22 protein-coding genes are annotated in these 21,557 nt (G+C 65.6%); 17 read left to right on the top strand and 5 right to left on the bottom strand.

Going from position 1 to position 21,557, the window contains the following annotated elements:
* The 8 genes from ACRDU5_RS22045 to ACRDU5_RS22010 form a co-directional block, all read left to right on the top strand.
* Window positions 1–544 (top strand): SDR family NAD(P)-dependent oxidoreductase (locus ACRDU5_RS22045; protein ID WP_526617119.1); only part of this gene is annotated, 544 nt, incomplete at its 5' end.
* Between the two features lie 13 nt (window positions 545–557).
* Window positions 558–881: a hypothetical protein gene (locus ACRDU5_RS22040; RefSeq protein ID WP_526617118.1), complete on the top strand. Its 324-nt coding sequence runs from the start codon at window positions 558–560 to the stop codon at window positions 879–881.
* The gene (locus tag ACRDU5_RS22035; RefSeq protein ID WP_526617117.1) at window positions 878–1,858 is read left to right on the top strand and encodes a thiamine pyrophosphate-dependent dehydrogenase E1 component subunit alpha; all 981 of its coding nucleotides are present in this window, start codon (window positions 878–880) and stop codon (window positions 1,856–1,858) included. The genes ACRDU5_RS22040 and ACRDU5_RS22035 overlap by 4 nt, the downstream gene beginning before the upstream one ends.
* Before the next feature lie 10 nt (window positions 1,859–1,868).
* On the top strand, window positions 1,869–2,870 hold the full coding sequence (locus tag ACRDU5_RS22030) for an alpha-ketoacid dehydrogenase subunit beta (RefSeq protein WP_526617116.1): 1,002 nt from the start codon (window positions 1,869–1,871) through the stop codon (window positions 2,868–2,870).
* Window positions 2,863–3,099, top strand: a complete 237-nt coding sequence (locus ACRDU5_RS22025; protein ID WP_526617115.1) for a biotin/lipoyl-containing protein — start codon at window positions 2,863–2,865, stop codon at window positions 3,097–3,099. Before ACRDU5_RS22030 ends, ACRDU5_RS22025 begins: the two co-directional genes overlap by 8 nt.
* Window positions 3,100–3,115: 16 nt before the next feature.
* Complete coding sequence (locus ACRDU5_RS22020) at window positions 3,116–3,982, top strand: enoyl-CoA hydratase/isomerase family protein (protein ID WP_526617114.1); 867 nt, start codon at window positions 3,116–3,118, stop codon at window positions 3,980–3,982.
* A gap of 8 nt (window positions 3,983–3,990) precedes the next feature.
* Complete coding sequence (locus ACRDU5_RS22015) at window positions 3,991–5,526, top strand: AMP-binding protein (RefSeq protein ID WP_526617113.1); 1,536 nt, start codon at window positions 3,991–3,993, stop codon at window positions 5,524–5,526.
* A 100-nt stretch (window positions 5,527–5,626) separates the two neighbouring features.
* Window positions 5,627–7,177 (top strand): adenylate/guanylate cyclase domain-containing protein, encoded by a 1,551-nt coding sequence (locus ACRDU5_RS22010; protein ID WP_526617112.1) that lies wholly within the window; start codon window positions 5,627–5,629, stop codon window positions 7,175–7,177.
* On the opposite strand, the gene ACRDU5_RS22005 is transcribed toward ACRDU5_RS22010, so the two are convergent.
* The gene (locus ACRDU5_RS22005; RefSeq protein ID WP_526617111.1) at window positions 7,167–8,321 is read right to left on the bottom strand and encodes a Zn-dependent alcohol dehydrogenase; all 1,155 of its coding nucleotides are present in this window, start codon (window positions 8,319–8,321) and stop codon (window positions 7,167–7,169) included. The two genes, ACRDU5_RS22010 and ACRDU5_RS22005, sit on opposite strands and share 11 nt — an antisense overlap.
* Window positions 8,318–9,526, bottom strand: a complete 1,209-nt coding sequence (locus ACRDU5_RS22000) for a cytochrome P450 (RefSeq protein ID WP_526617110.1) — start codon at window positions 9,524–9,526, stop codon at window positions 8,318–8,320. Before ACRDU5_RS22000 ends, ACRDU5_RS22005 begins: the two co-directional genes overlap by 4 nt.
* A gap of 92 nt (window positions 9,527–9,618) precedes the next feature.
* Between ACRDU5_RS22000 and ACRDU5_RS21995 the strand changes: the two genes are divergently transcribed.
* The 5 genes from ACRDU5_RS21995 to ACRDU5_RS21975 are packed head-to-tail and all read left to right on the top strand — an operon-like array spanning window position 9,619 to window position 13,042.
* Window positions 9,619–9,975 (top strand): Rieske (2Fe-2S) protein, encoded by a 357-nt coding sequence (locus ACRDU5_RS21995; protein ID WP_526617109.1) that lies wholly within the window; start codon window positions 9,619–9,621, stop codon window positions 9,973–9,975.
* Complete coding sequence (locus tag ACRDU5_RS21990) at window positions 9,972–11,033, top strand: amidohydrolase family protein (protein ID WP_526617108.1); 1,062 nt, start codon at window positions 9,972–9,974, stop codon at window positions 11,031–11,033. Before ACRDU5_RS21995 ends, ACRDU5_RS21990 begins: the two co-directional genes overlap by 4 nt.
* The gene (locus ACRDU5_RS21985) at window positions 11,030–12,199 is read left to right on the top strand and encodes an amidohydrolase family protein (RefSeq protein WP_526617107.1); all 1,170 of its coding nucleotides are present in this window, start codon (window positions 11,030–11,032) and stop codon (window positions 12,197–12,199) included. The genes ACRDU5_RS21990 and ACRDU5_RS21985 overlap by 4 nt, the downstream gene beginning before the upstream one ends.
* Complete coding sequence (locus ACRDU5_RS21980; RefSeq protein WP_526617106.1) at window positions 12,186–12,623, top strand: hypothetical protein; 438 nt, start codon at window positions 12,186–12,188, stop codon at window positions 12,621–12,623. Before ACRDU5_RS21985 ends, ACRDU5_RS21980 begins: the two co-directional genes overlap by 14 nt.
* A gap of 11 nt (window positions 12,624–12,634) precedes the next feature.
* Window positions 12,635–13,042, top strand: a complete 408-nt coding sequence (locus ACRDU5_RS21975; protein ID WP_526617105.1) for a Zn-ribbon domain-containing OB-fold protein — start codon at window positions 12,635–12,637, stop codon at window positions 13,040–13,042.
* A gap of 55 nt (window positions 13,043–13,097) precedes the next feature.
* On the opposite strand, the gene ACRDU5_RS21970 is transcribed toward ACRDU5_RS21975, so the two are convergent.
* Window positions 13,098–13,808, bottom strand: a complete 711-nt coding sequence (locus ACRDU5_RS21970; RefSeq protein ID WP_526617104.1) for an SDR family oxidoreductase — start codon at window positions 13,806–13,808, stop codon at window positions 13,098–13,100.
* 10 nt (window positions 13,809–13,818) lie between these two features.
* On the bottom strand, window positions 13,819–14,628 hold the full coding sequence (locus ACRDU5_RS21965; protein WP_526617103.1) for a FadR/GntR family transcriptional regulator: 810 nt from the start codon (window positions 14,626–14,628) through the stop codon (window positions 13,819–13,821).
* 103 nt (window positions 14,629–14,731) lie between these two features.
* On the opposite strand from ACRDU5_RS21965, the gene ACRDU5_RS21960 reads away from it, so the two are divergent.
* Window positions 14,732–17,026 (top strand): CaiB/BaiF CoA-transferase family protein, encoded by a 2,295-nt coding sequence (locus tag ACRDU5_RS21960; RefSeq protein WP_526617102.1) that lies wholly within the window; start codon window positions 14,732–14,734, stop codon window positions 17,024–17,026.
* A 4-nt stretch (window positions 17,027–17,030) separates the two neighbouring features.
* On the opposite strand, the gene ACRDU5_RS21955 is transcribed toward ACRDU5_RS21960, so the two are convergent.
* Window positions 17,031–18,269, bottom strand: a complete 1,239-nt coding sequence (locus tag ACRDU5_RS21955) for a cytochrome P450 (protein WP_526617101.1) — start codon at window positions 18,267–18,269, stop codon at window positions 17,031–17,033.
* Window positions 18,270–18,403: 134 nt separating this feature from the next.
* Between ACRDU5_RS21955 and ACRDU5_RS21950 the strand changes: the two genes are divergently transcribed.
* From ACRDU5_RS21950 to ACRDU5_RS21940, 3 genes are read left to right on the top strand one after another with little or no spacing between them, the layout of a single operon-like run.
* A complete protein-coding gene (locus tag ACRDU5_RS21950; RefSeq protein WP_526617100.1) occupies window positions 18,404–19,519 on the top strand; it encodes an aromatic ring-hydroxylating oxygenase subunit alpha in 1,116 nt (371 codons plus the stop codon).
* Window positions 19,519–21,120: an AMP-binding protein gene (locus tag ACRDU5_RS21945; protein WP_526617120.1), complete on the top strand. Its 1,602-nt coding sequence runs from the start codon at window positions 19,519–19,521 to the stop codon at window positions 21,118–21,120. Before ACRDU5_RS21950 ends, ACRDU5_RS21945 begins: the two co-directional genes overlap by 1 nt.
* 14 nt (window positions 21,121–21,134) lie before the next feature.
* Window positions 21,135–21,548 (top strand): nuclear transport factor 2 family protein, encoded by a 414-nt coding sequence (locus ACRDU5_RS21940; protein ID WP_526617099.1) that lies wholly within the window; start codon window positions 21,135–21,137, stop codon window positions 21,546–21,548.
* Window positions 21,549–21,557 lie beyond the last annotated feature (9 nt).

The raw sequence follows: 21,557 nt of genomic DNA, 5'->3' as shown, positions 1-21,557 counted from the left end.
GCTGACCGCCGGTCTACCACCGCAGGCGTTCGCCGATGCGGTCGACGTGGATCTGGTCGGTGTTCTGAACCTGGTGCACGCCAGCCTCAAGCACCTGCAGGCCGGCGCGTCGATCATCGTGACGGGTTCAAACGCGGCGTTCATGTCGTCAATGAACATCAGCGGCATCGACGGCGGTCCCGGCGGGGCAGGGTACGCGTTCGCGAAACTGGCTGGCGCACACTACGTCAACGACTTCGCGCGGGCGCTTGCCCCGTTTTCCATCCGGATGAACGCGATCCACCCGACGAACGTGAACACCGACATGCTGCACAGTTCGCCGATGTACCGCGCCTTCCGGCCCGACCTCAAGAACCCCACCCGCGAGGACGCCGAACCGGTTTTCCCTGTGGTGCAGGCGATGCCGGTTCCCTACGTCGAGCCCGAGGACATCAGCGAGGCGGTGGTGTTTCTCGCCAGCGACGCGGCCCGTTACATCACCGGCCAGCAGCTCCGCATCGACGCCGGCGGCTTCCTCAAGGTCAAGCCGTGGTCGGGCGGGTAGAGGAGGGTTGAACATGGCCAGAGGGATTATCTATCTGGAGACGAGGCCGGTGTCACCGGACCGCGTGGAGGAGTACCACAAGTGGTACAACGACACGCATTTGGCGGAGATCTGCTCGGTCGACGGGATCGTCTCCGCGCGCCGTTTCGCGCCGACGGACGGCGAGGGCCCGTTCATCGCGATCTACGAGCTCGACTGCGACGACCTCGACGCGGTGGTGGGGCGGCTGGGTGAACTCGGCAAGAGCGGCAAGATGTCCTCGCTCAAGTTCCTCAGCATGGACTCGCCGCCGCCGATCCCGAAGGTCTACCGGGAGATCGGGTCGTACGAAAAATGACCGCAGCAGCAGACGTCCAGCGGCGCATCTACGCGTTGATGGTGTTGATGAAGGCGGCCGACGACCGGCTGTCCAAGGGCATCGGCACCGGTGAGTTCATGTGCGTGTACTGGCCGTCGCGCGGGCAGGAGGCCATCGCCGCGGCGATGGGCGTCACGCTGCGCGACGACGACCAGCTGGTGACGACCTACCGCGGGCTGCACGACCTGATCGGCAAAGGCGTTCCGCTGGAAGAGATCTACGGCGAGATGATGGGGCGCACCGTCGGCGCGAGCCGCGGTAAGGGCGGCACCATGCACATCGCCAATCCGGAGCGGGGAGTGATGCTCTCGACCGGGATCGTCGGCGCCGGGCCGCCGGTGGCCGTCGGGCTGGCGATGGCGGCGAAACGCAAGGGGCTCGACCGCGTGACGGTCGTCAGCTTCGGCGACGGCGCGACCAACACCGGCTCCTTTCACGAGGCGGCGAACATGGCCGCGTTGTGGGACCTGCCGATGGTCCTGGTGTGCCAGAACAACCTCTACGCGGAAATGACACCCACCGGCGACACGATGAAGCTCGAGCAGGTCGCCGACCGGGCCGCCGGTTATGGGATGCCGGGCGTTCGTGTCGACGGCAACGACCCGCTGGCCGTGGCGGCCGCGCTGGACGAGGCGCTGCAGAGGGCGCGCCGCGGCGACGGCCCGACCTTCATCGAGTGCGTGACGTTCCGCTTCCGCGGCCACTACTTCGGCGACCGGATGCCCTACATCCCCAAGGATCAGCTGGAGACGGCGATGGCAGCCGATCCCGTTCCCCGGTTCCGTAGGCACCTCATCGACAACGGCATCTGCACCGATGACGAGCTGAGCGGCATCGACGAAGGTGCGGTCGCCGAGGTCGAGTCGGCGCTGAAGACCGTCTTGGCCGCGGACGCTCCGTCGGCCGACGAACTCGAGAAAGACGTGTACGCGACCCCGATCAAGTTCCCCGTCTGAGGAAGACAGCATGGACGAAAAAGAGATGTCGATGCGCGAGGCGCTGAACCTCGCCCTCGACCAGGCGATGGAGGCCGACGACCGGGTGTTCCTGCTCGGCGAGGACATCGCCGACCCCGGCGCCTCCGGCCCGACCGCTGGCCTGTCGACGAAGTACGGACACGACCGGGTGCTGGACACACCAATCTCGGAGGCGGCGATCGTGGGTGCCGCCATCGGTGCGGCCATCGACGGGCTGCTGCCGGTGGCCGAGATCATGATCATGGACTTCATCGGCATCGCCGCGGACCAGCTCATCAACAACGCGGCCAAGTTGCGCTTCATGACCGCCGGCCGGACGACCGCGCCCATCACCATCCGCACCCAGGTTTACGGCGGGCTCGCCACCGGCGCGACGCACTCGCAAACACTCGAGGCCTGGTTTATGCACATCCCCGGGATGAAGGTCATTGTCCCGTCCACCCCGCAGGACGGCAAGGGACTCTTGACATCCGCGATTTTCGACGAGGATCCGTGTCTGTTCGTCGAGACGATCCGCCTGCAGGGCCGAAAAGGCTCCGTCCCAACCGATCCCGGGTTCTCGATCCCGCTCGGTCAAGCCGATATCAAACGGTCCGGCACCGACGTGAGCCTGATCAGTTATGGCCGCAGCGTGCACGACTCACTCGCCGCCGCGGAGACGCTGCGGGACGAGCACGGTGTCAGCGCGGAGGTCGTCGATCTACGCACCCTCGTCCCGCTCGACGTCGAGACCATGGCCTCCTCGGTGCGTCGCACGCGCCGAGCCGTGGTCGTCCACGACGCGGTGCAATTCGCCGGTCCCGGAGCCGAAATCACCGCGACGCTGCAGTCGGAGTGTTTCAACGAGCTCGCGGCACCCATCGAACGCGTCGGGGCGAGGTTCGTCCCGACCCCGGCCGCGCCGGCGCTGGAGGCGCAGGTGTACCCGTCGCCGGCCCGCATTGTCCAAGCCGCTCAACGCACCCTTGTCGAAGCGGGAGCCCGTGGCTGACTTCATAATTCGCATTCCTCGTGTCTCGGTGGCGGTGTCGGAAGCCGAGCTCGTCGATCTGCTCGTCGAGGGCGGACAGCATGTCACGGAGGGCGCCCCGATTTACGTCATCGCCACCGAGAAGGTGGAACAGGAGATCGAAGCCGGTGCATCCGGCACCGTGCAATGGACCGGAGAGGTCGGGACCGTTTACGACATCGGCGCCGAAATCGGCGTCATCACGTCATAACGAAAGGTAAAGACATATGGATCTCAACGAGACCCGCGAACGGATCATCTACGAAAAGCAGGGGCCGATAGCGAAAATCACGCTCAACTGGCCGGAAAAGGCCAACGCCCAGGACCAGAAGCAGGTTGAGGAGATCGACGACGCACTTCGAGATGCCGACCGCGATTACGACATCAAGGTCCTGGTCTTGAAGGCCAATGGCAAGGGCTTCTGTTCGGGACACGCCATCGGCAACAACGCGGTTGACTATCCGGAGTTCGTCGAAGGGTTCAAGGCCACCGGCATGCCGTGGAAGCCGCAGACCGATCTGTTCGTCAAGCCGATCATGAATCTGTGGGAGTTCTCCAAGCCCACGATCGCCCAGGTGCACGGCTACTGCGTCGGTGGCGGCACCCACTACGGGCTGACCACCGACATCGTCATCGCCTCGGAGGACGCCTACTTCTCGTATCCACCCCTGCAGGGGTTCGGCATGCCCTCGGGCGAGTGCTCGATCGAGCCCTGGGTGTTCATGAACTGGCGTCGCGCGGCCTACTACCTGTACCTCGCCGAGGTGATCGACGCCAAGAAGGCCCTGGAGGTCGGCCTGGTGAACGAGGTGGTCAAGCTCGAGGACCTCGACGACCGAGTGGACGCGATCGCCCGCCACATCGCCCAGGCCCCGCTCACCACACTCCTTGCGACGAAGGCCAACCTCAAGCGGGCGTGGGAGCTGATGGGCATGCGGGTGCACTGGCAGAGTTCCAACGACCTCGTTGCGCTCGCGTCGGTCAGCAAGGACGTGCAGGAGCTGATCCAGCAGGTGTTCAAGGACAAGATCCTGCCGTCGGAGATGGCGCAACGCCAGGCGGCGGCATCCGCGGACGGCAAAGCGGCTACCTAGGCCGCCAGTTGAACATCTCCGACCACGCGGCCGGGGCAGCGGACTCGCCTGCCCTGATCGTCGCGGATGGCGAGTCGACCTCCTACGGCGAGCTGTGCGCAAAGAGCCAACGGGTCGCCGCCCTCCTACACGAGGCCGGGCTGCGACCTGGCGACGGCGTGGTACTCGTGCTGCCGAATCGCCCGGAGTTCTTCGAGATCACCTGGGGCTGCCAGCTTTCCGGGCTGTACTACAGCGCAGTGAACACCCATTTCACCCCGGACGAGATCGCCTATGTCATCGATGACTCCGAGGCGAAGGCGGTGTTCATCGACGCGTCGATGGCCGACCTCGGCGCCCGGATTCTGGAAGCGAACGCCGGTGTCGATGTCCACATCAGCGTCGGCGGTAGCCTGCCCGGCTTCCGCCGCTACCACGACGTGCTGGCCGCGGCCGGCGCGCCGCCGCCGATGTCCGACGGGTCCGAGATGCTCTACTCGTCGGGCACCACCGGACGCCCCAAGGCCGTCCGTCGGCCCCTCCCTTCAGACGGGAACGGCTCGTGGGGGCAGAAGGTCCTGGAGTATGCCCTGCGCGAGCGCTACGGCATGACGGACTCGAGCGTGTATCTCTCCCCGGCGCCGCTCTACCACGCGGCAGGGATCAACTACACCATGGCGGTGCATCGCGTCGGCGCAGCCTCGATCCTGATGCGCAAGTTCGACGCAGAGGCCGTCCTGCGGCTGATCGAGACCCAACGGGTAACCCACGCACAGTTCGTGCCGACCATGTTTGTGCGCATGCTCAAGCTGCCCGAGGCGGTCCGCCGCAGTTATGACGTCTCGAGTCTTCAGTGCGTGATCCACGCCGCGGCCCCGTGCCCAGTGGACGTCAAGCACCAAATGATGAAGTGGTTCGGGCCGATCATTCACGAGTACTACGGGGGGACAGAGGGATTCGGAGGGTCGATCATCGGGCCGGAGGAGTGGCTAACGCACCCCGGCTCGGTCGGCAAACCGTTCACCACCGTGCACGTGGTCGGTGACGACGGGGTGGAGCTTCCCGTCGGGGAGTCCGGTGAGCTCTATTTCGAAGGTGGACCCAAATTCGAGTACTTCAAGGATCCCGAGAAGACGGCGTCGGTCTCCAACGAACGGGGTTGGCGCTCGCTGGGGGACATGGGGTATGTCGACGACGACGGTTATCTGTACCTCACCGACCGGTCGACGTTCATGATCGTTTCGGGTGGGGTGAACATCTACCCGCAGGAGGTGGAGAACCTACTCGTCATGCACCCCAAGCTCGTCGATGCGGCGGTACTCGGAGTTCCGAATGACGAGTTCGGCGAGGAGGTCAAGGCCGTCGTGCAACCGGTGGACGGCGTCGCGGCCGGGCCGGAACTTGAGGCCGAGCTGATCGAGTACTGCCGAACGAGCCTGGCCACCTACAAATGTCCGCGCACGGTGGAGTTCGACGCCGCATTGCCCCGCGATCCGAACGGCAAGCTTTACAAGAGGCGAATTCGCGAACGCTACTGGCAGGGCCGAGCTTCACGCATCCTGTGACCCTTTCGCCCAAACGGACGTTTGGGCGAGAAAGTGCGAGTGGATTGCGCCATTTCGTCGATTTCGGCGCCGTGATGTCTCGCGTCGGTACGCTCAGGCCGTGGGGGAGACGGCCTACGCATCCTGCGGCGATCTCAGCCTGGCGTACCAGGTGGTCGGCGACGGACCCGTCGAGTTGGTCGTCGCCGGGCCGTTCGCCAGCCACGTCGAGCTGTTCTGGACCCAGCCCGAGTTCAAGGCGTTCTTTGATCAGATTTCAACTTTCTGTCGCGTCCTGCTGTTCGACAAGGCCGGAGTCGGGCTGTCGGACCCGGTCCCGCAAGTTCGCAACCTCGATGATCGGGCGGCCGAGATCGAGGCCGTCATGGACGGCGCCGGGTTTTCCAGCGCCGCGATCCTCGCATTGAGTGAGGGCGGCCCGGCCGCGATCGTCTTCGCGGCTACCCGACCGCAGCGGGCGCGCGCGTTGATCCTGTCCAGCACGTTCTCCTATGTGGGAATGGGAACGGAGGGCTGGGACATAGTGGACGGCGACCCGGCCGAGCTTCGGGCCCGCGTCCTGCCCGAGCTGGGTGAGGATTACACGCCCTCGGTGGAGCAGATCGCCCGCATCCAGAAGCTCGGCCGCGCCGTCCGCTCGGAGTGGGGTAGCGGCGTCGCGCTCAAGTCTCTGATCCCGTCGATGGGGTCGATACGCCAGCTGGGAATGCTGGAGCGCATGAGCGCGAGCCCGGGGATGGCGCGCGCGACACTCGAATCGATGTTTTGGATCGACGTCCGGCCGATCCTGCCGACGATCACCGTGCCCACCCTTGTCACCCACGCCCATGACGACGTCGGCATTCCGGTGCAGTGCGGTCGCTACCTCGCCGACCACATTCCCGGCGCGCAGATGCTCGAGGTGGACGGCGTCGACCACGCGCCATGGTTCACCGACCCCGATGCGATTTTGAACGAGATCGAGAAGTTCCTCACCGGTAGCCATGCGGCGCCACCGCAGTCACATCGCGCTCTGCGCACCGTGCTGTTCACCGACATAGTCGCGTCGACGCAACAAGCCGCAGCCACTGGCGACGAGCGGTGGCGGGCGGTGCTCCACCGCTTTGGTGAGATCACCGCCGATCTCGCAGACCAATTCGGTGGCACGGTGGTGAAAGGGACCGGCGATGGTCACCTCATCACGTTCGACGGCCCGACGCAGGCCATCCGCTGCGCCGAGGCATTGCGCGATGGCGCCGAGACGCTGGGCATCGACATCCGCGAAGGCATTCACACGGGTGAATGTGAATTGCTGGAAGCCGACATCGGGGGGATCGCCGTGCACATCGCGGCGCGAATTCTCGGTCAAGCCGGCGCGGGCGAGATCCTCGTCTCAAGCACGGTCCGGGACCTGGTTGTCGGATCGGGCACGGGTTTCGAGGACCGCGGCATCGTCGAGTTGCGTGGCGTGCCCGGCACGTGGCAGCTCCTGGCGGTCGATCGCGCTGGCCCGCGCGCGGGATCTGTCGAAGCGGAACTGGCGTCAGCGCCCACCCCGGGCCGACGGACTGCGATGCGACGGTCGGACCGCGCCGTGGAGGTGGTGGCCAGGCGGGCACCCTGGATGCTGCGCGGGATGGCTCGCCTAAGCGGAACTCAGGTCAAAGACTGAAATCGATGATGCCGCGGACGATCTCGCCGTTCAGCTGGTCGCGGTAACCGTCGTTGATCTCGTCGAGCCGGTAGCGTCTGGTGATCATCTCGTCGAGCTGCAGCTGCCCCGACTCGTAGAGCCGAGCGAACCGGGGGATGTCGACTCTCGGATTGCACGACCCGAACACCGTGCCGACGAGGTTCTTGTTCCACAGGATGAACTCCTGCAGGTTGATCGCGATCGAACTCGTTGTCTGCTTCGTCATAGCGGTCAGCACACATGTTCCGCCCTTTCGCGTCAGACTCAGCGCCGCTTGCACATCCTCACCCGCGATGAGCGAGGGCGAGACGATCACGCTGTCTGCCATCACCCCACTGGTCAGGTCGCGGACCAGGTCGGCGGCTTCCTCCGTAGTCGAAACACTTTGTGTGGCACCGAATCCCAGTGCCGACTTCTGCTTGAACTCTACCGGGTCGACCGCGATGATCTGCGCGGCCCCGTTGATGCGCGCACCCTGAATCGCCCCGGTGCCGATGCCCCCGGCCCCAATGACGACGACCGTGTCGCCGGTTCGCACCTTGGCACGGTTCTCCGCAGAACCGTATCCGGTCGGAATCCCGCACGACAGCAGCGCCATTGGGAACAATGGCAGGTGTGGGTCGATCTTGACGATCGAGTCCGTGGAAACCACAGTGTGTTTCGCGAACGCACCGACCTTGGACAGGTGGCCCAGTTGGCGACCGTCGAGCATGTGATGGCGGAACGTCCCGTCCGTGGGCATACCGGGAATCATCACCTGCGCACCCATATCGCAGATGTACTCCATCCCCGAGTTGCACCATCGGCACCGGCCGCATACCGCGACGAACGACGTCACTACGTGGTCACCCGGCGCGAACTCCGACACACCCTCGCCTATTTCGAGCACGACCCCCGAGCCTTCGTGGCCGCCGATCATCGGGAACATCGAGGGCAGGCCGTACGCCTCCATCACCTCGTTGGACGCGGACATGTCCCCGTTTCGGATGTGCTCGTCGGAGTGGCACAGCCCGGCGGCGGCCATCTCGACGAGCACCTCGCCGGCGCGCGGTGGATCGAGCTCGAACTCCTCGACCGACCACGGTTCACCCACGTCGTGCAGGATCGCCGCCCGGCTTTTCATGCGACGGGACGGAAGGTGACGGGAAGGTGCCTGGGCGAGCGGAACGGCATGCCGACGATCTTGGTGTCGTCGTCGGCCAGGAGCTGGAAGTCCGTCGCGCGGTCGAAGAGGCTGGTCAGCATTGCTTTGGTTTCCACCCGAGCGAGGTGCATGCCGAGGCAGCTGTGGATTCCGCCCGCGAACGAGATGTGCGCGCGCCGCGGTCGGTGGATGTCGAACACGTCGGGATTTTCCCATCGATTCCCGTCGCGATTGGCCGAACCCATGCACAGGTTGACCTGGGCGCCCTCGGGGATCGTCATGCCATGCATCTCGACATCGCGCGTGGTGTTCCGCGCCACCAGCACCAACGGGGTCTCGTACCGAATCCCTTCCTCGATCGCGGCCGGAATGAGATCCCGATCCTGCTGCAGCGTCTTGAGTTGATCGGGATGCGTCAGCAGCAGCTGCAGCAGGTTTCCCGAGGAGCGATAGGTGGTCTCCAGCCCCGCGGGGAGAAGCAGCCGCAAGAAGGAGATGATCGCTTCGTCGGTGAGCTTCTCGCCGTCGATCTCCGCGGCGACGAGGTCGCCGATGACGTCGTCGGTCAACTTGCTGCGGCGCTGGTCCACCTGCTCTTGGAAGTAGGTGCCCAGTTCGACCGAGGCGTTCAGACCCGCTTCGATGTCCTCGGTGATCGAGATCAGTTGCAGCGACAGCCGCCGGAACATCTCCAGATCCTCCTGCGGCAATCCCAGTAGCGAAGCGGTCACGCGGGTAGGGAACTCGAACGTCACCGCCTTGACCAGGTCGGCCTCGCCGTCGTCCTTGAACTCGTCGACCAGCTGATCGCAGATCGGGTCGATCACCTCGGGCTCCCACTGTGCGAGCGCGCTCTGCCGGAAGGCCTTCGCCACCAAACTGCGATGGTCGTGATGCTGTTTGCCATGCATGCCGAGGATCGTCGGCCCGAAGACGAGGCCGATCGTGTTGTTGTACATCTCCGAGCCGAACACCTCGTCCTCACGGAAGGCCGTGAAGACGCTCTCGAAATCGAACAACGTCCAGTTTTCCGAGTTCTTGAGCTCCGGCGGCATCAGATCGCTCTCCATGAGCGTGCCGCGCCACACCGGCGTCGTGTTGCGCCTGTACTCGAAGAAGGCGTACGGATCGCTCACTACGTCCGGGACATTGGACTGATCCTGCGAATCGGTGCTGATCGTCACCTGTGCCTCCCGGGGCGGCAGCGTTTAGCGGCTCTATCGCCCTATCTTTACTATTTTAGGTATTCTAGGTCAAGGAAAGCCGAAGGGACATAATGCAGCGCCGACCGGTGTGTGCGATCGAGGACCTGCCTCCGGGCACCATGAAGCTGGTGCAGGCAGGGAAGTTCGGTGTGGGCGTGTACAACATCGATGGGTCGCTGTATGCGATTGCGAACTACTGCTTGCATGAAGGTGCACCGTTGTGCGCGGGATATGTCGTTGGCACCACCGAGTTCGCCCCAGAATCGCCCGGCCAGGTGCGGTACGTGCGAGAAGGCCGCGTTGCGCGATGCCCATGGCATAACTGGGAGTTCGACATCACCACTGGGGTAAACCTCGCGGATCCACACAAGCGCGTCCGCACCTACGAGGTGGACGTCACCGACGGGCAGGTGTACCTGACCGCATGAATGGCCCAGTCATCGACGCGAATGTCCAACCACATTTCCGCTACAACGCGGAGATCCGGCGCTATCTGGCGCCGGCGCACAAGCTGCGCTCCATCCCGGACGTCGAGCAGCAGTGGTACCAGGCCCCCGGCGGCGATTATCGCCAAGATCTGTACGGCGAGGGGTATCCGGGCTCGGATCCCGACACCGTGGCCAGGCACCTGTTCACCGACAACGGCGTCGACTACGCGATCCTGAACCCGCTGACGCGCGGCAACATCGCCGACTACCTGCTGAACAGCCGGATCTGCGCGGCGGTCAACGACTGGCTGCTCGACCGCTGGCTGGACCCCGACGTCACCGGCCGGTTCCGCGGCACGATCCGGGTGAACCCCGAGGACGTGAAGGGCGCCGTCGCGGAGATCGAACGGTTGGCGGATCATCCGAAGATGGTGCAGGTCGGCGTTCCGCTGCAGTCCCGGGAGCCTTACGGCAAGCCGATGTTCGAACCGATCTGGGAAGCGGCCGCCGCGCACGGCTTGCCGGTGGCCGTGCACATCAACGGCGGCAACGGCGTCGACCACGCGCCCACGTTCGCGGGTCACGCCCACACCTATCCCGGGTACGCGGCCTTCATGCCGTTGAACTCGTTCGTCCACCTGGCGACACTGATCATCGAGGGAATGTTCGGCCGGCACCCGGATCTGCGATTCGTGTTCGCCGACGGTGGCTACGACATCCTCACCCCGCTGATGTGGCGGCTCGACACCTTCTGGATGTCGATGCGGGACCAAACCCCTTGGGTCGACCGCTATCCGAGCGAGTATCTGCGCGACCACGTGCGGTTCTGCTCATCGGCGTTCGACGGGCCCACCGACGAGAGCCTGGTCGAACGGTGGATGGACCTCACCGACAAGGCCGACCTTTTGATGTACGGCTCGAGTTACCCGCACTGGTCCACGTCGGGTCCGGACGCCATGGCCGACGGGCTCAACGGTGAGCAGCGGGAAAAGGTGTTGTGGCGCAATGCAAGCGACCTGTACGGAGTCGCGCTAGAACTTGAAGGGAGTCTCCCGTGACGACCATCGAAGGCAAGCAAGAAGTGGCGGTCGGTCAGGACATCGCGGTGACGATCGTCGATACCGACGTGCACCCGTTGCCGGTGTCGTCCGACGTGCTCAAGTCATATGCGCCGGCGGAGTGGAAGGACAAGCTCTGGCCGACGGGTAACGCGGTCTCACCGGTTCCGCACTTCTATGACACGCCGGACTCGTACAAGACGATGTCGCTGCGCGTGGACGCCAGTCCGCCCGGGGGCGGGGTGGCGGGAAGCGATCCCGATTTCGCCGCCAAACAACTGCTGGTCGACGCGGGGGTGAGCATCGCACTGCTGGAACCGATGTGCGACGCACAGCTGCCGCAGGCCGAACACGTGCTCAAAGCCACTCACAACGACTGGCTGGCCGACGTGTGGCTCGGAGAGAACAACTGGCACGGGCGCTGGCGGGGGGCGATCAGCGTGACCGCACAGGATCCCGAGTTGTCCGCGCGGGAGATCGAGCGCTGGGCCGGTCACCCCTACATGGCCGAGATCCTGATGACGCCCCAGACCCGTGGCATCCCGTTCGGCAGCCCGCATTTCGATCCGCTGTACGAGGCCGCCGCGCGCAACGGTCTTCCGGTCGCCACCCACTTGATGGGGCAGACGCCGTTCGAACTGATCCCGATATACCCCGTCGGCAACCCCGCGCACTGGCACGACTTTTTCGCATCCTGGCCGCTGCTGTATGTGTCGCATCTGATGAGCCTGGTATTCGACGGCGCATTCGACCGCCATCCCGATTTGCGGGTGGTGTTCGTCGAGGGTGGCTTCACCTGGGCGATGCCGGTGATGTGGCGGATGGACCGGATCTGGGAGCGGCGCAAGGCCGACCTGCCGCACGTGCGCCGCAAGCCGTCCGATTACGTGCGCGACCACGTGCGCTTCACCACGCAACCGCTGGAAGATGTCGACGTCGGCACCTACCGGCGCTACATCGAGATGATGGACCTCGGTGACTGCCTGATGTTCTCGACCGATTACCCGCATTGGAGTTACGACTCACCGGCATGGGCGGTCAAGCGGTTCCCGCCGGAGGCGCGTGAGCGCATCATGCGGGGCAACGCCACGGCCCTTTACCGCCTGCCATCGACGGTCAAGGCGCTCCCGGGAGAACAGCCGGGCGTCGGTGATGCCGCAAACTGACGACCACGCCCTCGATTCTGCCCTGACCGAGCTGGTCCGTGACTACGACAAGTGCTGGTCCGGACTGGATTTTGTAGGCTTGGCAGCTCTTTGGGAGCAGCAGAGCCCGGCGCCGATTTATCTCGCAGACGAATACGCGGAACCGCTGGTCGGCGAGGACGACCTCGACCGACACTGGGCGAGGGTCGCAAGCCGGGTCAAGTCGGCGTCCGTGTCATCGACACTTCACTCGTTCGACGTGGTCGGCGACGCGGTGGTGCGCGCGGTCCTGCTCAGCCGGTGGCGGCTGATGTGCAGGGAGTCGTCCCTCGAGCGTGCGGGGGCCAGTTGGATCACCTGGCTGTTGATTCGGCGCGGCGAGCGGTATCGGATCTTTCATCAGATGGAGGCACAGGTGTATCTGGCCGAGAACGAAGGGCAGTAGTGGAACTCAACGTGCGACCGGTCCCGATTCCCGACCCGGTCACCCGGTTCTATTGGGACAGCGCGAAAGAGGGTAGGTTGGCGATCCAGGGCTTCGAGGGTACCGACATCCGGCAGCACCCGCCCAGCCCGGTACCGGAAGTACCCGGCGGGGCGGAAGGTACTCCCGTCGCCGTCGAGGTGAGCGGTCGCGGGACTCTGTTCGCGTTCACCATCCTGCGCCAGCCGTTCCATCCCGGTTTCGTCGATGCCGTGCCGATGATCATCGGTCTCACCGAACTCGACGACGCGCCGGGCGTGCGGATCCTGACGAACATCGTGGAAGCCGATCCCGACGAATTGCGATGCGGGCTACCGATGGAGGTGGTGTTCGAACAACGAGAAGACTTCGCGCTACCGCAGTTCCGCCCTCGCCGCTGACTTGCGATTTCGGCGCGCTCAGCGGCGGTCAGCGCCGGAAATCGCGCCGCCATCGCTACTTGGTGCGGCGCTCGACCTCGAGCGGTACGACCGGGGCCCGTGCCGCGGGCCCCCGGGTGACCGCGTGCAGTCTGATCTCCGGCAGATCCACGGACGGGTCGACGGTGTCCAGCCATGCGATCGCCTCGGCGACGTCGGCGGCCCGTATCGCGTACATCTCGAACGGGACGTCCTGCAGCATGTCGGTCTCGACGGGCCCGGGTGTGACGATGTGGACGTTGATGCCGTCGCGATCGACCTCCTGAGCCAGCGCGCCCGCGAATGCGTTCATGCCCGCCTTCGACGCCGAGTACGCCGTCCTCGCCCGCATCGGCTCGTGGGCGGCCGATGAGGAGACGAACACGAAGCGCGAGCCCGCCTTCATTCTCGGCAGCGCGGCGGATGTCACGACGAAACACGAATCCAGGTTGGCCGATATCGTCGCGCGCCATTGCTCGAAAGTCTGCTTGCGCGCGTAGGTTCCGCCGAGAACTCCCGACGCATGCACAAGCAGGTCGATCTCGCCGGCCGCCTCAACCGCCGGCGCGAACTTATCCGGATCGGTTGCGTCGGCGACAACATAGCGCGCACCCATTTCTTGCGCCGCCGCGCGCAGCGGCTCCTCGCGTCGTGCGGTGAGGATCACGTCGTAGCCGAGCCCAGCGAGCTTGCGGCCGCAGGCCTCTCCGATTCCGCCGCTGCCACCGGTGATCAAGGCCGTACGCACGCAGCACCTTTCAGCGCTGGCGTCGCGCCAGCGCTTGCGGCGAGAGCGCCACGATCCGCTGTTCGGGATCGCCCGCGCTGAAGTACGTCTGGGTGTCGGCGATATGGCGGGCCGCCAGCTTACGGGCGCGCTCGCCGTCGCCGGATTCGATTGCGTCGGTGATCTTGTTATGGATGCTCAGCGCAATCCGGCGCTTGCTCATCGACGGGTATTCGCCGCGCGCGGCGGTTTCCTGGGCCCACCAATTCAAATGGCCGGTCCACAACGTCTCCAGGCTGCCGACCACCGCGATCATCGTGTGGTTGCCGCAGCCACGCACGATCTCGTCGTGGAACTGGCCGCCGATCTCGGTGAACCGGGCGCCGTCCTCGATGTGCTCGGCCATCGATTCGTTGATTTCTTTGAGTTTGGGGATGAGTGACTTCCCGCGATCCGGGCGGCGTGCCGCGAGGGCTGCGCACATCGGCTCGAGTTCCTGCAGCGCGGTGCCGAGATCGGCCAGCGGGACGGTGTCGCTCTGCAGCAGCAGGCCCAGCATGTAGGCCGCGCTCGCCTTGGCCGGCGCGTGCACGACGGCGCCGCCGCGGTTGCCGCGGCGGACCGATACCAGGCCCTCGGTCTCGAGGATTCGCAAGGCTTCCCGCAGTGACACCAGGCTGACGTTGAACTGCTCGACGAGCACTTCCTGACGCGGCAACAGGTCGCCGTCGGTGAGTTCGCCGTCGATGATCTGCCTGCGAAGTTCATCCGCGACGATCTCGGCGGTCCTGCGCGCCCCTAGCCGGCGTCGAGCCTCGGGGCCTATTCCCAGTGTGGTCATTTCTTGGCAATGTTAACAGCGATAGACGCTCTACCAGGGGTCTACGGGGTCGCTATCTGTCAAAAGTTACTAAGATGACAAAGAAACCCGGGAGGTTGTGCGGTTGACCGACGTAGCGGCTACCCCGCTGGATGATCTGCGCGTCGTGGAGATCAGCGATCGGATCGCCGGCGGCTATTGCGGCAAGCTACTGGCTGACGCGGGCGCCGACGTGGTGAAGGTCGAACCGGTGGCCGGGGACCCGTTCCGCCGATACAGTGCGACGGGTTCGGTGCCTGCCGCCGGGACCGATGCACCCCTGTTCAGCTATCTCAATGCCGGGAAGCGCAGCGTCACAAGCTGTTCCGACGAACTGCTGGCCTGCGCCGACATCGTGGTCCTGACCGCGGGCCGGTCCGCCGCGGCCGAGCGGGGTATCGATCCGCGGCGGCTGCTCGAGATCGCGCCCGGGTGTGTCGTCGTGACGATCTCCGATTTCGGCTGGACCGGCCCGTGGTCCGAGCGCCCGGCAACGGAGTTCACCCTGCAGGCCGCCTCCGGCTGCACCGGCTTCCGCGGCGATCCGGCCGGCCCGCCCATCTCGATCGGCGGCGACCTGGGCGAGTACATGGGCGGCGCATGGGCCGCATACGGGGCGCTGGCGCTGCGGCGCAGGGTCCGCCGCGGTGGCCCCGGGGCGCACCTCGACACGTCCATGCTCGAGGCGGTGACGCTGATGCAGAGCGGCGAATGGCTGCACTCGCAGCTGCTGCAGGTGCCGCCCGTCAAGCGCTCTGTCGAGGTGCCGTCGATCGAGCCGGCGAAGGACGGCTACGTCGGTATCAGCATGGTGACCGGCCAGCAGTGGCTGGATTTTGCCGCGATGGTGGATTGCCCGGAATTCACCGAGATTCCCCAGCTGCGCTTTCAGATCGGGCGATGGGACTACCGCGACTGGATACGGGAGCGGATCGACCCGTGGATGCGCGAGCGCACCGTCGATGAGATCGTCGAACTCGGCCAGCTGTTCAGGTTGCCGCTGGCCCCGCTCGGCAACGGCTCGACGATCCCGCAGATGGATCATTTGCAGGCGCGTGGCGTCTACCTGGACAACCCGGCGGGATTCCGGCAACCACGTGCCCCGTGGCTGATGTCGGCGGCTCGACCGGCGCCCATCCGCAACGCGCCGACGGTCGGCGATGCCGATGGCGACTCTGTCTGGCAGCCAAGGGAATCCGCAGCCGCCGCGCCATCGGGTGAACTGCCGCTCGCAGGCGTCCGGATCGTTGATTTCACGGCGTTCTGGGCCGGCCCGGCGGCGACACATTCATTGGCGGCGTTCGGCGCGGACGTGATCAAGGTCGAGTCGATCCAGCGGCCCGACGGAATCCGCTACTCCGGTGGGATGCGCAACGACGTCGAGGACTGGTGGGAGTACGGCTGGGTCTTCCACGCGATGAACACCAACAAGAGGTCGATCACCCTGGATCTGCAGTCCGCGGACGGCATCCGCCTGGTCAAGGAAGTGGTGAGCCAGGCCGACGCGGTGGTCGAGAACTTCTCGCCGCGGGTGATGGAGCAGTTCGGGCTGGGGGCGGATGCCTTGCTCGACCTCAATCCGCGCCTGGTGGTGATGCGGATGCCGGCGTTCGGATTGACCGGCCCGTGGCGGGACCGGGTCGGCTTCGCGCCGACGATGGAGCAGATCGCCGGCCTGGCCTGGGTGACCGGGCTGCCCGAGGGTCCTCCCGTCGCACCGCGCGGTGCGTGCGATCCACTCGCCGGGGCGCATGCGGCGTTCGCGTTGCTCGCGGCGCTGGAGTTCGCCGATCGAACCGGCCGCGGCCAGCTCGTCGAGGTTCCGATGGTCGAGACGGTGCTCAATGTGACCGCCGTGCAGACAATGGAATTCGAGGTATTCGGCCGGATTTTGGAGCGACGTGGCAATCAAGGCCACCCCGCCGCACTGCAGGACATCTATCGGTGCAGGGGCGAGGACGACTGGGTCGCGGTGAGCGTGCGCACCGAGAAAGAACGGAATGCGTTGGCAGAACTGGCCGGCGGGTCGGATACCCAGGAGTGGTTGGCCGCGCAGGATGCCGAGGCAGCCGTGGAAGGTCTTGCGAAAGCGGGAATCCCAGCGGCCGTGGTCGTTTCGCCGTCGTTGGTCACCGAGAACCCACAACTGATGCACCGCGGTTTCTTCGAGCGCCTCGAGCATCCGCGAACCGGGCCCGGCCTGTACCCGTGTCCGCCGTTCGGCCGCCTCGACGGCGCAGACCAGTGGCTGTTGCGGACCCCGCCGACGCTCGGTCAGCACAACGGCGAAGTGCTGGCCGAGCTGTGTGGGCTCACCGACTCCGATCTCGATCGGCTGACCGCCGAAGGCGTCATCGGCACCCGCCCGCAAGGGCTATGAGGCCCTATCGCGGCGTCAGGGATATCGCCATCTCGTCGAAGATCGACATGTTGTTCGTCAGGCTGGGGTAGGCGACCTTCGGCAGGCCGAGGCCGATGTCGTCGGCGCGGCAGAGCAATTCGTCGAGCACCGCGCGGATCTCGGCGCGGGCCAGCATCGCGCCCAGGCAGTGGTGCGGTCCGCCGCCGCCGAACGCCACGTGCGCATTGTCGGTGCGGCCGATGTCGAACGTGAACGGATCGTCGAACACCTCTTCGTCACGATTGGCCGAGCGCAACATCGCCACCACCCGGTCGCCCTTCGGGATGGTGAGACCGTCCATCTCCACGTCGACCTTTGTGCTGCGCGTCCAGAACGCGACCGGCGACGACCAGCGCAGCACCTCTTCGACGGCGCGCGGCCGGATCGCCTCATCGGCGCGGTACCGCTCGATCTCCTGCGGGTTGGCCACGAACGCCTGTAGCCCGGACGCCAGCGCGTTCTTGGTGGTGTCGCTGCCGGCGAAGGCGATCACGAAGAAGAAGATCTCGAGCTCGTTGGCGGGAATGGACAGCTGCTCGCCGTTCTCGTCGGTGACGACCGCGGAGGTCAGCGTGCTCCAGATGTCGTCGGCCGGGTTGCGCCGCTTCTCCGCGGTGAGCTCGAGCGCATAGCCGAAGATCTTCCCGAACAGCGCGAGATGCTCCTGCTCGGTCAACCGCATATCCGGTGAATTGGCTTTCAGGATGCGATCGAGCGTGTCGAAGATCTCCGGCCGGTCTTCGTCGGGTATGCCGATGATGTCGCCGATGACCGACATCGGCAGCACGTCGGCGACGTCTTCGATCCAGTCACCCCCGCCGGCCGCCAGCAGCCGGTCGATCATCGATGCGGCGCGCGCCCGGATGCCGTCCTCGAGCTTGCCGATGGCCCGCGGGGTGAAGGCGTGAGACATCACCCGTCGCCGCTTGGTCAGGTCGGGCGGATCCATGTTGATGATGGTCGGCGCTGAGCCGACGACCCCCACTCCCTGGATCAGTGGCCCGTCGACGGCGGTGAAACTTTCGGTGTCGCGGTGGATGCGTTGCGCGTGCCGGTGCTTGGTGGTCATCCAGAAGTCGCGCTTGACGGTCTTGGCCACGCCGTCGGTCAGCTCGTGGTGAAAAATCGGCCGCTCGCGGCGCAGTTCGGCGAAGAGGTCGTCGGGAAAACCGTTCCGCCACAACGCGGAATCCGACAGATCGACCGGAGTAGTCGTGGGCATCTGCTTTTTCGCTCCTCGCGTGCGCGCCGCCAGTCCTCGTTTCGCTGGGCTTGACCTAGAATGCCTAAAATAGTAAAAATAGGCAACGGACAGGTTCGGTGACCTGGCCTGTTGCGTGCGCGGACGGAGTAGGCATGACGGATACGGCTTCTGACTCGACCCTCGATCCGTCGGAACGCGAATTCGGGCCGAGCGGGATCAGCCTCTCCACATACCGGTTCCCGACGGGCTGGTTCATCGTCGGGTTCGCCTCCGAGTTGGCTCCCGGGCAGGTCAGGCGCGCGCACTACTTCGGCGAGGAACTGGTGATCTTCCGGACCGAGTCCGGGCAGATCAACGTGCTGGACGCGTACTGCCAGCATCTGGGCGCGAACATGGGTGTGGGCGGGACCGTCGAAGGCGAACAGATCGTCTGCCCATGGCACGGATGGCACTGGAACGGTGACGGCACCAACGCGCTGATCCCGTACAGCAAGATCGGTTGCAAGCAGAACGTCCGCATCCGCACCTACCCCAGCATGGACTGGTACGGCTTCATCCTGGTGTGGCACGAGCGTCATGGCCGCGCACCGTACTGGCAGCCCCCGGTGCTGCCGGAACTCGAGACCGGTGAGTATTACCCCCTTCACCCGCACACCCGGATGGTCAACCGCGTCAAGGTACATCCGCAGATGATCATCGAGAACGCGGCCGACCCCTACCACGTGCAGTACGTGCACAAGGCCGCCAATCCCGCGAACACCGCCTCGTTCGAGGTCAGCGGTTACCACCTGCACGCCACCGTGAACGCGGATTTCGGTGGGGGACGGGCGAAGACGTGGCTGACACCCGACGGCCCCGTCGAGGCGAAGATCATCTACGACAACTACTCGCTGGGCCTCGGTATCGTGCGCTTCCCCTCGGACCTGGTGGCGACCGTCCAGGTGACGGGCCAGACCCCGGTGGACGAGGACTACACGGACTACTTCTACACCCAGGCGTCGATTCGCGAGCCCGGCGACACCGGTGACAAGCCCACCGGCCGCGCCGAGAAGTTCTTGGCGCTGCAGCAGGAAGTCATCAAGCAGGACTTCTTCACCTGGGAGAACATGAAGTACCTGGAGAAGCCGAATCTGGCGCCGGAAGAGGCCCGTGACTACGCGGCGCTGCGGCGATGGGCGCATCGCTTCTATCCCGGCACAGCGCCGGCGCCGGACGACTTCGGGTACACGGCCGACGGTTCACCGGACCCGGCGGCAGCGAGTGCCTGATGCCCGCCGGACGGGTGGGTGCTGAGGGTATCGATCCCGCCGCGTTCGGCGTCGACCAATTCATCGTTCCGGCGGTTCTCGATCGGCGCGCCGAGGAGATCGGCGGCCGGGTGATGATGTCGATCGCCGGCACGCCGGTGACTTTCGCCCAGATGCGCGACCGGTCCTGCGCCGCGGCCAATGTGCTTGCCGGACTCGGTGTGAGACGGGGCGAGAGCGTCGCACTGTTCACCGGCACGTGTCCGGAATGGGTGTATTTCTGGCTCGGCGCCGCGCGGATCGGCGCGGTGGCCGCCGCGGTGAACGCGGCCAGCAAGGGCGATTTCCTCACCCATGCCCTGCGACTGTCAAAAGCCGTGGTCGTCATCACCGACGCCGAGAGGCACGCCCGCGTAACCGAGGTGGCCGACAGCATTGAGACATTGAGATCTGTACTCGTCCAGGGTGATTCACTAGATGACCTCCTTGACCGTGCCTCGGCCACCGCACCCGCGGCGTCGCCGGCCGAACCGGACGACATCGGCGCGCTGTTCTTCACATCGGGCACCACCGGACCGTCCAAGGCGGTGGCTACGACGTGGCCCTACCTGTTTCGCGCGGCGGCCACCGTCGCGTCGGCCTGGGAGTTCGGTTCCGGTGATGCGCTGTGGACCGCGATGCCGCTGTTCCACCTCAGCGCCGCACCCACCGTGCTGGCGCCGATGCTGGTCGGCGGAACGAGTGTGCTCGCCGTCGCATTCCGCCCGAGCCGGGTATGGGACGAGATACGAGAGTGCGGCGCCGTGGGTTTCGCGGGGGCGGGTGCGATGGTGTCGATGTTGTGGAACCTGCCGCCGGAGCCGCGCGATTCCGAGATCGGCCTGCGATTCCTGTCGGCGGCACCCATCTCAGCCGATATCTACCGTGACATCGAGCGGCGCTACGGTTGCCGCATCGTCACCATGTACGGGCTGACCGAAGCCTTCCCGATCGCGTACAAGTCGGTTTCCGACGATGGTGTGCCGGGAACCGCGGGTGGGCTCAACCCCGCGTTCGACGTGCGCATCGTCGACCAGCAGGGCAGCCCGCTGGCCGCGGGCGAGGTGGGTGAGATCACCTGCCGGGCACGAACGACACATGCGATGAGCGAGGGGTATGTGTCGTCCGCGTCCGGCGGGCTGCAAGTCGACCCGCACCCGGAATGGTTTCAAACCGGGGACCTCGGCAGCCTGGACGACGACCAGAACCTGACCTACGTCGACAGGGTGAAGGACTCGCTGCGCAGACGCGGCGAGAATGTGTCGTCGGTGGAGGTCGAGACGACGGTGATGCGTCATCCCGCCGTACTGGAGGCCGCCGCGGTCGGCATCCCCAGCGAGCTCGGCGAGGACGACATTCTCGTCGTCGTCACGATGCGGCCGGATGCCCAGCTGGATCACGTGGACCTGCTCGACTTCTGTTCGGCCCGCATGCCGTACTTCTGTGTGCCCAGGTACGTGGAAGTGCTCGACGAAATCCCGAAGAACGTGATCGGACGCGTCCGCAAGGACGTGCTGCGGGCCAGGGGACTTGGCGAAGGAGCCTGGGACAGGGAAGCAAACGGATACGTGCTGAGTCGCTAGACGGGAGAACGCAGATGACCATGACCTACCAGCAACAGTTCGTGCTCGACGGACTGGCGGGGCGCGCCGCCATCCTCGACTTGACCGCGCGGTACAACCGGCTCTATTCCGCGGGCGACCTCGCCGGCTGGCTGGCCACCTTCCGGCACTCGGGTGCGACTGTGGTCAGGGCCGGAGAGACGTTCACCGACCTGCGTGCCGCCTTCAACGGGGGTGGTGGGAAACGGCTCGTCACCGTCGACCACGAGATCTCCGTCGACGGCGTCGAGGCAACCCAGAAGTGCATCGCACTCCTGTTCGTCGGGGCCGAACTTCGTGCCACCGGTATCTACACCGACCGGCTGATCTACGAGCGGGGTGGCTGGTATTTCACGTCGCGCCAACTGGATTGGGATCTCGCGCCACGCGACAACGCGCTACCGGTGTAAGCGGTGACC

The sequence above is a fragment of the Mycobacterium sp. genome, from assembly GCF_050701515.1.
Taxonomy (GTDB): Bacteria; Actinomycetota; Actinomycetes; order Mycobacteriales; family Mycobacteriaceae; genus Mycobacterium.
The sequence above is the reverse complement of the archived record's forward strand: the minus strand, read 5'-3'. Positions and strand labels throughout refer to the sequence as shown.